General features: G+C 36.8%; 7 protein-coding genes. All 7 read right to left on the reverse strand.

Going from position 1 to position 11,390, the window contains the following annotated elements; translation table 11 throughout:
• Window positions 1-62: 62 nt before the first annotated feature.
• The gene (locus tag BM157_RS12530; protein ID WP_055176890.1) at window positions 63-1,652 is read right to left on the reverse strand and encodes a DUF3794 domain-containing protein; all 1,590 of its coding nucleotides are present in this window, start codon (window positions 1,650-1,652) and stop codon (window positions 63-65) included.
• Window positions 1,653-1,803: 151 nt separating this feature from the next.
• Window positions 1,804-2,280: a protease complex subunit PrcB family protein gene (locus BM157_RS12535; RefSeq protein ID WP_090141429.1), complete on the reverse strand. Its 477-nt coding sequence runs from the start codon at window positions 2,278-2,280 to the stop codon at window positions 1,804-1,806.
• Window positions 2,281-2,333: 53 nt separating this feature from the next.
• A complete protein-coding gene (glmM, locus tag BM157_RS12540) occupies window positions 2,334-3,689 on the reverse strand; it encodes a phosphoglucosamine mutase (protein WP_022502382.1) in 1,356 nt (451 codons plus the stop codon).
• A gap of 25 nt (window positions 3,690-3,714) precedes the next feature.
• A complete protein-coding gene (locus tag BM157_RS12545; protein WP_055176883.1) occupies window positions 3,715-4,455 on the reverse strand; it encodes a polyprenol monophosphomannose synthase in 741 nt (246 codons plus the stop codon).
• 108 nt (window positions 4,456-4,563) lie between these two features.
• Window positions 4,564-5,865 carry a hypothetical protein gene (locus BM157_RS12550; protein ID WP_090141431.1) on the reverse strand — a complete coding sequence of 434 codons (1,302 nt, stop codon included), beginning with the start codon at window positions 5,863-5,865 and terminating at the stop codon, window positions 4,564-4,566.
• A gap of 21 nt (window positions 5,866-5,886) precedes the next feature.
• Entirely contained in the window at window positions 5,887-8,793 is a 2,907-nt protein-coding gene (locus tag BM157_RS12555) for a YfhO family protein (RefSeq protein ID WP_090141432.1), read from the reverse strand.
• Between the two features lie 23 nt (window positions 8,794-8,816).
• On the reverse strand, window positions 8,817-11,189 hold the full coding sequence (locus tag BM157_RS12560) for a type I phosphomannose isomerase catalytic subunit (RefSeq protein ID WP_090141434.1): 2,373 nt from the start codon (window positions 11,187-11,189) through the stop codon (window positions 8,817-8,819).
• Between the last annotated feature and the right edge of the window lie 201 nt (window positions 11,190-11,390).

Consider the following 11,390-nt stretch of genomic DNA (forward strand, 5'->3'; position numbering starts at 1 on the left):
TGCAGCCTTTCAGCACATCCGAAGTTTCGAAGAAACTTCTAAGTGACTACGAAGTAGTCATATTATACCATTGCTTTTCTCACAAGTAAAAGCTTTGTTCCTGCTGGAATTATATCCGAATCAACAAGTCTTTGTATAGTGCTGTTTTCCTCCCTCATCAAATCCCCTGTTGTGTCATATTTCTTGGCTATATCCCATACTGTGCATTTACCGTCAGATATATAACCCACCATTGAAGGGAGTGCCGAATAATCAACATTTTCTCTCTTATTGCACTCACACTCGTCAATGACATTAATATTAAATGGCTCAAAGCAAATCGTATCCAATGCGATTACTGCTTTAACCTCAATCTGTGCACTGCTGTTCATTGATGCCTGAAGCTGTTCTATTGACGGTCTTATCGTATATTCTATCAGATTCTTATTATATTCCTTTAATTCAACTACCGTTGTGAATGGAATTACTGAATTAATGCTTCCCATTGGAGAATTATCATCAGAAGTTATGTAGAATATATTAACTATCACAGCACCCATTATCTCTATTCCCTCAGGAATACATTCGTAACTGTCAATCTGTACATTAGCCGTTGCATTGACTATCTGCATAAGATTAATGTAATCTTCTACCTTGACATTACCTGAAACCCTGCATTTATTATTGTTTCTTATAATAAGCTTCTTTAACTGCTGTGTTTCCTGCTTAATATCAACATCAAAGCCCGGAATATACATATCCCACATAGCATTGCGACTGCACTCCTCATAAGATTTAATATCCATATCAAGTACCAGCTCAACAGCAACATCCCTGTTATTGCCGTCATAATCCGGTCTTACCTCTACATTTTTACTTATTACATTGTAACCAACATACGATATTCCATCAGGATTTGCACCGCTCACATCTATTATTCCAGTAAATGGTGTGCTTGTTTCATACCATTGCACCTGTCCTGCCTCATCATCAGCAATATACATAATAAATACATTCAGCTCACCGCTTACACTTAGTCCGTCCTCTGTCATTCTTGTGTTGACATTTCTTACATCTACATCGTCCCATACAAGACTTCCTATATCTGCCTTTCCATTAGGAACTGACACAGTTTCCTTAATTCTTAAGTTATCTTTCATATTAACGTCAGCCTGCACATATTCAAAATCCTTTAACAAAAGTTCTGCGTTACAGTCACCGTCCTCAATTCCTGTTGATATGGAAATGTTCTTAATCTCCTCACATGTTACCGTCAAAGCCACAATTGCCTTTACACTTATCTTTCTTGAATTAATGGATTTAATCGTCAGATCCTCAAGCTGTGCCTTGCAATTTACATCAAGCCCTGTAGCATCACACGACAGATTGACATTTTCAAGAAAATTAAGTGAACCATCCATTCTTACCGGTATAAATCTTTTATCGTTCTCACTGCTTCCTGTATACATAATCGCAAATACAAGTGTTCCGTCAATCTGGGCTTTATCCTGATTAACCCTCACACCGTTAACTACTGCCATTCCCCATTCTTTGACAATTAAATCAATATCCGGTTTGCTATCCATAACATTAAAATCATCATCAAGAGTAATCTGGGTTGTATTAGTACATTTTATAACATATTCGTGAATATTTTCGTGTTTAAGATTCACAACAGACCTCCCAATATACATTTCTTATTCAATATATGCACTCTTTCCTAAGCATATTACTTAATCTGCTGTTATTCTCTTTTATTAATAATCTGACTGCAAAGTGTTTATATATCGTTTAATCTATAATATTTCATCTGCATATTATAATCTACATCTTGAACACTACTGACTCGTCACGTTTTTCATATTTCAACACAATATATGGAGTTGTGCTTACTTCATTTACCTGCTCGCCCTCTGCTGGTCCTATAAGCTTAAAATCTGCATATACCGCATTACCACTCACATATACATCATCTACTCTTATGCTGTATCCAGACGTCTCCTTCGTTCCATATCCTGCAACAATATAGGTATAGTCCTTTGTTGTATAAGTCAGTCTTAAGGTGGACTGCTTCTTATTGTCTATTAGCTTCTTTAATTCTGTTGGTAAATCTTCGTTCTCAACAACTGTATAGTCAATCTTCTCGTGATTATCTGCCTGACCACCTGAACACGCCATACAAAAGCTTATTGCAAGCATAAGTGCCACTACAACCGTGATGTTAAGAAACATATGCTTTCTCATAAAGACATTTTTCCTAATAAAATGCTTCTTATACTTAAACTGCTGATAACTTCCCATAAAAAATCCCTGTTAATAAGACTTGTTATCATCTTATTAACAGGGTCGTTAATTTATTCTACCGCATAACCTTTTTCTTTGATTACTGCTATTACATCATCAACATATTTCTCACATTCTTCGTGAGTGCCAGCCTCAACCATAACTCTTACAACCGGCTCTGTTCCGCTTTCTCTTACAAGAATTCGTCCATCATTGCCAAGACTTTCTGCTACCTTGTCAACTGCCGCCTTAACATCTGTATCGTCCTGTGCTGCTGTCTTGTCATATACACGGATATTCTTAAGCACCTGTGGATATATCTGAAGTGAAGCTGCAAGCTGTGAAAGCGTCATCTTCTTGGCTATCATAACCTCCATCATCTTAAGTGCTGTTATTATGCCATCACCTGTAGTTGCATATTTGCTGAATATGATGTGTCCTGACTGCTCACCGCCAAGACGATATCCGTTATTAACCATACATTCATATACATACTTATCGCCAACTTTAGTCTTGGCATAGTCTATTCCAGCCGCATCAAATGCCTTGTAAAGTCCGAAATTAGACATTACTGTTGTAACAACTGTATTGTCTATAAGCTTTCCTCTTTCTTTCATATAACATCCATAAATATATAATATATGGTCTCCTGTTATAACATTGCCATTCTCATCTACACAAAGACATCTGTCGGCATCGCCGTCAAATGCAAAGCCTGCATCAAGATGTTCCCTCTTAACAAGATCCTGTAAGCCTTCTATATGTGTAGAACCACAGTTAGTATTAATATTAGTACCATCTGGACTGGCATTAATCACATAAGTCTTAGCCCCAAGTGCGTCAAATACTGCTTTTGCAAGTGTCCAGGCACTTCCGTTAGCCGCATCAAGACCTATTCTCATACCCTTAAATGAATATATTGCAAGGCTCATAAGATAACCCATATACCTGTTACGTCCAGCAGTATGGTCTACTGTACAGCCTATATTTTCTTTAGTGGCATAAGGTATGTTCTCCGGTTCGCCATCAAGATACTTCTCAATCTCACTTATGACATCTTCTCTCATCTTCTCACCCTTGCTGTTGATGAGTTTTATTCCGTTATCATAAAATGGATTGTGGCTTGCAGATATCATAATTCCGCAGTCAAAATCTTCTGTTCTTGCTATATAAGATACGCTTGGTGTTGTTGTAACGTGCAAAAGATAAACATCAGCTCCTGAGGCTGTAAGACCTGCAACTAATGAATACTCAAACATATAGCTGCTTCTTCTTGTATCCTTGCCTATTACAATCTTAGCCTTGCCATCCTCTTTATCCCTGCCATAATACCAGCCAAGAAATCTTCCTACTTTAAATGCGTGATCAACCGTAAGGTTTACATTAGCTTCACCACGAAATCCATCTGTACCAAAATACTTACCCATTATTACTCCTTCCAGTTACAAAAGCTTATTCTGCCATCATCTTTTCTGTTGACCAGATTTCTACTTCATATTTATTAGCCTTGTTGTATCTCTTTCTAAGATCCTTAAGCTGCTTTAAATATTCCATTGTAACCTTACCTGAAAGCTTAGATTCGCCCTCTGTTCTCTGCTGGAACTTATATGGGATTTCAACTACCTTCTTATATGAACCCATTGCAAGAACTTCGACCATAATCTTCCAGCCTATTGGCTGAAGATCTGCTCCTTCAATCACTTCACGTCTGAACATAAAAAGACCACTTGTTGGGTCAGATATCTTTCTAAGACAAGGAAGCATCCACTGTCCTATCTTTCTTGCTGTACCAGATACGAACTTTCTGTACCAGTTAAGTCCACCGTCATCTCCACCAGGTATAAGACGGCTTGGTATACAGAAATCAGCACCGCTTTCCATAGCCTTATACATATATTTAAGTACAATTGGTGGGTGCTGTAAATCAGCATCCATACAAGCCATATACTTACCCTTGGCAAGTTCAAATCCCTTAAGAACTGCTGTTGCAAGACCTGTTTCACCTGTTCTGTGTTCAAGTCTTATCTGTGGAAAATCCTTAGCTACTTCCCTGATTACATCAGGTGTATTATCTTTACTATCATCTACGAATAATATTTCATAATCAATTCCCTTAAGTGCATCATCTATCTGTGTCACCAGATTTCTAATATTCTTTCCCTCATTAAATGTAGGTACAACTACTGATAACATATATTTTCTCCTTTTAATATTCTTATACCAGATTAACTCCAGTATATATAATTGTAATTTAAAAAGCGTGTTAATTATAATACCAATATATAAAGATAGCAAGTCTTTTCACATAAGCAGACCATCCCAGAAGTACCATGCCGATATTACAACAATCTCAACTATAGACAACAACGTAATTATTCCATACCGTACATACCTGTTACAGCCTGCGATTATCTCTGCCACTCCTATATATATTACAAATGAACCCATTATAAATCTCAATGTACTCATAACGCTTGATGTAAGCGGAATAAGAAGTACTATTATTCCAAATATTCCAAGTGCATAATGCTTCTTTCTTATCATCGCTGCATAAAGCATAAGTGTTATAACGCAGAGCCAGCCAAGTATTATTCCATTGAGTGTCTTAACTCCTGATGCCGCTGAGAGCTGCCCTGTACACGACTTAAACAACACTCCGATTACCGGAAACATTTTCTGTGTCCTCCACGCTCTCTGGACGTGGTAAAATGCCCACGAATCACCACAAAAGTATCTCAGATAATTCATATATATGAATATGCCAAGAGGGCTTATCATAATAGCCACAAGCTTCTTTGGTTCTTTTATGACATTTTTAATAAAAGTTCTTATAACACTGGCTAAGCTTATATTTCCAGCTATCAGAATACCTGCTTCTTCTGTAAGCATACACTTATCTATTATACCAGCTTCTTTATTATCTTTCATTTCTGAATTATGCTTAGCCCTGCACTCTGCACAGGTCTCCATAAACATATATGTTATAAGCACAAACACAAGCATACAGCCAACAATTCGTGTTGCACTTGCCATCGCCGCCGCTATTCCTGCCGCCATATAATTATGTCTGGCAGAGTTATAGAAGCAGAGTATAACACACAATATGAATAGTGCTTCTGTATACATAGCACCATAGTACACGGCAAATGGTCCTGCAAGCATAAGAAATATAATAATATCCTCAACTGTCTTTTTATTATATTTCTTCATATCAAGCTCTATATCTGCATACTTAACCGCATAATACACTGCTATAATTATACATATGTTGGAAACTGTCATTCCAACGGCATATGTATCTATACTTCCCATTGTGACAAGTCTTACTGCCATACACACAAGAGGGTATAGCGGGAAAAAAGCCCAGCTTGCCATACCTGATGACTTAGGAGGCTGGTAACCATTCTCCACAATCCCTTTATACCACTCTGCATCCCACGGATTCATATAATACAGCCATTGGTGCGGCTCATCAGCAATAAGATTCATCACCGGAACCATTAGAAGCATAACTGCCCTTGAAATAAGCCATACTGCTATTATCTTCACCAAAAGCCTTAACCGTTCATTATTTTTATAGTATCCTGCTACTGCTTTAAACATTCACAACCCCAATATCTGTTATTACAATATATACTGTATATTCGCAATCACGCTGGCAACAAGTGGAATTGCAAACATAACAACTGCAAGCACTGCAATTATTGCAAGATATACACCACTTGCACACATTCCTAACCACTGAGGAACATTTATCCCTCTCTTATGGTCAATAACCATAAGAACTATCATAACAATAAGAATAATCAAAGATATAATTATTCCTGCGTTTCTTCCTGATGGTTTAAATGTAAATACAATCTCATTACTTCCATCATTAATATTAACTCCTGTAAATATTCCAGCAATCTCGTCTGTATCACACTTTACTCCATTAACTGTAACTGTCCAGTTATCACTCTTAATGATTGGAATTATTGCATAATTATCATTACCGCTTCCGTCAACCTTTATAGTAACTGAGTTATTAGTATATGTTACATCACTCTGCTTATCAGCGTATTTATCGCACAGTGACTGCATTTTATTAAGGTCAATTCCTGCGATTGTGACAATCGACTTATCCGTGATTGCATTACCTGCTGAATCATATGGTCTTGTATATTCTACCTGAACCTCAATATCTTCATCATAAAATGTTCCAAGATATATAAGTCCGTTATTATAATCCGTTGTGTAATACTTATTTTTTACATTCCCTATTGTCGGTATTGCAATCTCTTTACCATTAACAGTTATCTTTACACTTCTGAAAAGATTAGATACATTGGCATCCGAGTCGCCTATATTACGGTCAGTTACACTCATATATACAGCCTTTGTTCCTGTTACAGAATCCTTATAAGTCTGTATGATATGCTTATTCTGCGTTGTTCTGTAATCTTCCAGATTATCAGAAGCTATATTATCTTCTGCAACATGATTATTATTTACAGTAATCTCTTTAGTATCTGTAAGAGTACCATATTCCGTAACAATACCACTTGAATCATGGCTTAATGCACTATACATAATATTGTGCATATATATCCAGTCCTTTGAGCAGTTATTATCATTATAATCTTCTGACTCTACAGACATTGTTGCTTCATTCTTAGTAAAATCTTTGTTAAAATCTACATTTTTTACAGATGAGTCTGTAACCATTGCAAATGGCAGCTGGTAATTAGCTGTATAAAGCTTATACTGACAGCCATCAGTTCCAACCTTCTTAAGTGTATACAATGAACTGTCTAATCTGTTGACATTAACAGCCTCCGTAATGTGTATAAGAGCATCGCTGAATACCGTATTACCTGAATCAAGCATCCAGAGGAAATACTTTGAATGTCCCCATCTTACTGTCTGCTTCTGGCTATCCTTCTGAAGAGCTGCCGTAAAGCTTGACATTGCACCTCTCTTCATAACAAGAGGGTAGTTGGCATTAAAGCTTAAATCCGGATTAGTTATTCTGTCTACCGGTGATGAGGCTATTTCAAGATTATTAGCCGCTTCCACTGCAAGCTGTACATAATCTCCATACTGATATGGCGTATAAGTATAGAACTTAGGTGGACCTGTCATAGCGATGGCACCTATAATTATCTCAACAGCCATTAATCTTATAATACTGTTAATTCCATATCCGTCTTTTCTAACTATTACATTAATTATATGCACAACAAGCATAATTGCGAATACTGCTATAAAAAATGCAAATGCCCTCTCGTAGGAATTAACTGGAATATACTTATATCCAAGTGCAAATGCAACGCATACTACCACACACACTGCACTTAATATTATATTCTTCTTTTTATCTTCTTTGCTATCTGCAACTATAGTATCTGCATACATTGCTGCAAGACATATGAATGTAAATGCTATAATAAATCCGTTTCGTAATGTATATCCATTATATGAACCAAAATGCCACATAATGTTAGTACCCTCTGCAACTGCCTGAATAACCATTATTGCAAAAAGTGATACTGCATACCAGTTACGCTTTCTTAAAGTTATATCTGTCTTATAATGTGGTAACTTTCTGCTTCTATGTATACCTGTAAATATAAGCACAAGGAATATTCCCATACCATAGAACATCATTATTCTTTCAAATTCGCCAAGACTGAAGCTTCTGAATGTCGGATTAGAAATCCATGACATATACTGCTGTACAAGGCTTAATGAGTTACCGGTTCTCTGTGACTGTGAAAGCTGCGAGAATACCGGAAGAAGCACAAAGGCTGAAAGTCCAATTCCCGTAAATGTACCTATCCCTAAGTTCCACGCACATTTTCTTCTCTCTTCTTTGTCACATCTGAATATAATATACATTCCACAGGCAAGGAGTATGTATACAACTGACATTGCACTGACATAGTAGTTAATAACAAATAACAATGCCAGCATAAGAATATAGAAAAGCTTCTTTCCTGTCTTTTCCATAACATCTAAAGACATCATAAGAAGTGGAAATAAAGCAACTATATCCATCCAAGGTGTAAAACATGAAGCGTATAAAAGCACATAGCCACAAAATGTGTATGCAAGTGCAAATATAACTTTAGTCTTATATGTTAATTTCTTATATCTTCTATTAAGAAATGCATACATTGTAACTGACATAACAAACATCTTGACAAGTGTAAGAATTGATATGAATTCCAATATATAATCTCTTGGACATAGATATAAAAGCAGGTTAAATGGGCTGAACATTGAGAACGCTGATATACTCATACTCACATTAGTTCCAAGTCCTGTATACCAGTCAAACCACACACTTGCATTACCGTGCATAGCGTCCCATAAATGTGCATACAGCGGAGCAACCTGCTGCATATTATCAAATAAATCTATTCTGTTACTTCCAAAGGGCCATATTCCCTTTACAATAAGAACAAATACCATAACAAGTAGTGTTATAATTCCGGGAATAATATATGAAGCTATCTTTCTTCCCTTTTTATCAGAACTGTTATTCATTCAAATCCTCCGTTCCCGTCTGATTATACATGCGTAATTATGCAGGTTGATCTGCCCTTTACAACGACATTTCTCTTGCCCGCATTAATAAAGAAGCTTTCTCCAGCCTTAAACTTAAGTTCCTTGTCATTGTCATCTGTCATAATTGTTCCTTCACCGTCAATTACAATTACTGACAGGAATGAAGCTTCATCAACTGGTATCTTAGCTTCATCTTCTATTTCATACTTGATAACTTCAAAATACTTGCACTGTACAAGTCGCTTTGACATATAATGCTCATTATGTGCAAGCATAACATTACATTTGTTATCCTTCTCATACTTAACCGGATTAACGACATCTAATGACTTGGCAATGTGAAGCTCACGCGGATTACCGAATTTGTCACGTCTGTCATAATCATACATACGGTATGTGCAGTTAGAATTCTGCTGTATTTCACATATAAATATACCTGCACCTATCGCGTGGATGGTGCCAGCCTTTACCATAACAACATCACCCTTTTTAACCTCTATCTTGTTAAGAATTTCTGTTATTGTATTGTTCTTTATACGTTCTTCTATCTCTTCTTTAGAAGAAGCTCTTGAAAGTCCGCAATACAGATATGCACCAGGTTCTGCATCAAGCACATACCACATTTCGTTCTTTCCATATTCATTCTCGTTCTCCAGTGCATACTCATCATCCGGATGTATCTGTATTGATAATGCCTGCTTGGCATCAATAAACTTTATAAGTACTGGGAATCTGTCCTGTGCCTGACATTTCCAGCCTAATGCTTCCTTGCCAATTATTGAAAGATAATCATTAAAGAGCATACCCTTATAATATCCTTCTGCAATACGGCTCTGTCCGTCCGGGTGTGCAGAAAGCTCCCAGCTTTCTCCTATGACATCATAATCACATTTCTTGCCATATACATCTCTTATCTTAGTACCGCCCCAGAGGTTATCCTTAAATGCCGGGTCAAGCTTGACAATCGGACAATTATCTTTTCTTACATAATTGCCGCCATTATCTGATGAATCCTGTCCATATATCTTAACCATATCATTATCAAGGATTGAATCACCAATTCCAACCTCTATAATGACAACATTAGAGTCTGTCTTGTTAGCAACCTTATGCTTAACACCGATTGGCACGAATACGCTATCATACTTATGGTAATCTTTAGTTTCTGTACCTATTGTAATAGTAGCTGTACCTTCAACAACTGACCAGTATTCTGCCCTTAATTCATGCTGGTGAAGATTCATCATCATTCCTGGAAATACTGTAACCTTCTTAACCTTATAACCATTAGAATAATTAAGAAGCTCGTGTATACCCCATTCCCTATAGGAGATACGATTATAATCAAAGTATGTTTCATATTGGTCAAGATTGTCTTTAATAATCTCTTTGATATTATCAGCAGATTTCTTTGATGAAATGTATACAGCATCTTCTGTATTGACAACTACAATATCTCTTAAGTCATTAGCAACTACAAGCTGTCTTTGCGCGTTGTTAATTACTGATATATTACTACAGTCATTCTTAATTATATTGTCAGGCTTATCATCACTATGGTGCATTTCAATATCACATACATTATCGATATCTTTCCATAAAATGTCAGCCTCTACTACTTTGAGATTGTCACAGTGTTCAAGAACAAGTGTTTCTATGCTTCCTGTAACTATGTCCTTCATTACATTTTCTGAGAAACGTATAGCCCTTCTTATAGCTGGAACTTTTCTCTTAGCTGTACGGCAGGCTGTATACAATTCAGGACATTTCTTTCTTGTGATATTAACCATATCACCTGCCCTGAACACAAGTATTCCACTATTCCATAGATACCCCTCCTCATATGAATAGCAGTCTGCAATCTCAGATGTTGCATCATCAAAATCAACATTTGATAATATCTTAATTACATCATTGCCATCTCTCTTGATATATCCAAGATTCTTCGCCTGATATTCAGGCTTAACTCCAACTGCCGCAATTACGCCTTTCTTTGCTATCTCTTTAGCTCCTATGATGGCATCCTTGTATCCATCACCATCAATAAAATTGTCTGAATTAACAACTAATACAAATTCAGTTGGATTGGCAAACATTGTTCCAAGCATAATTGCCGCTGCTGTGCCCTTAGCTGTGCCCTCAAGAATAACTCTGTATTTCAGGCTCTGGAACGCCTTCATCTGTCCGTTTACAATATTCTTATATGCCTCATTAGTTACTATAATAAATTCATCACAATAAGGCAGATTTCTAACAACCGTTTCCTGTAAAAGTGAACGGCCTTCCTTAAATTTCATAAACTGTTTAGGATAATTTTTTCTGGACAATGGCCATAAACTATCGCCACTTCCACCTGCAAGAATTACACACTTCATGCAAATGTTCCTCCATAATTGTTATTTTTGCCCATCATTTTAATTAGCTGATACACCAGAAGCTGCTGATTTAACTGTGTCTGATGAACCTGAACTGCTTGAACTGCCGCTTCCTGTGCTGCTTCCACTTGCTCCGTTATCTGTGCTTCCACCTGTAGTAGTGCTTCCGCTTGCTCCGCTGTCTGTGCTTCCGCCTGTAGT

The sequence above is a fragment of the [Lactobacillus] rogosae genome (assembly GCA_900112995.1).
Classification (GTDB): domain Bacteria; phylum Bacillota; class Clostridia; order Lachnospirales; family Lachnospiraceae; genus Lachnospira; species Lachnospira rogosae.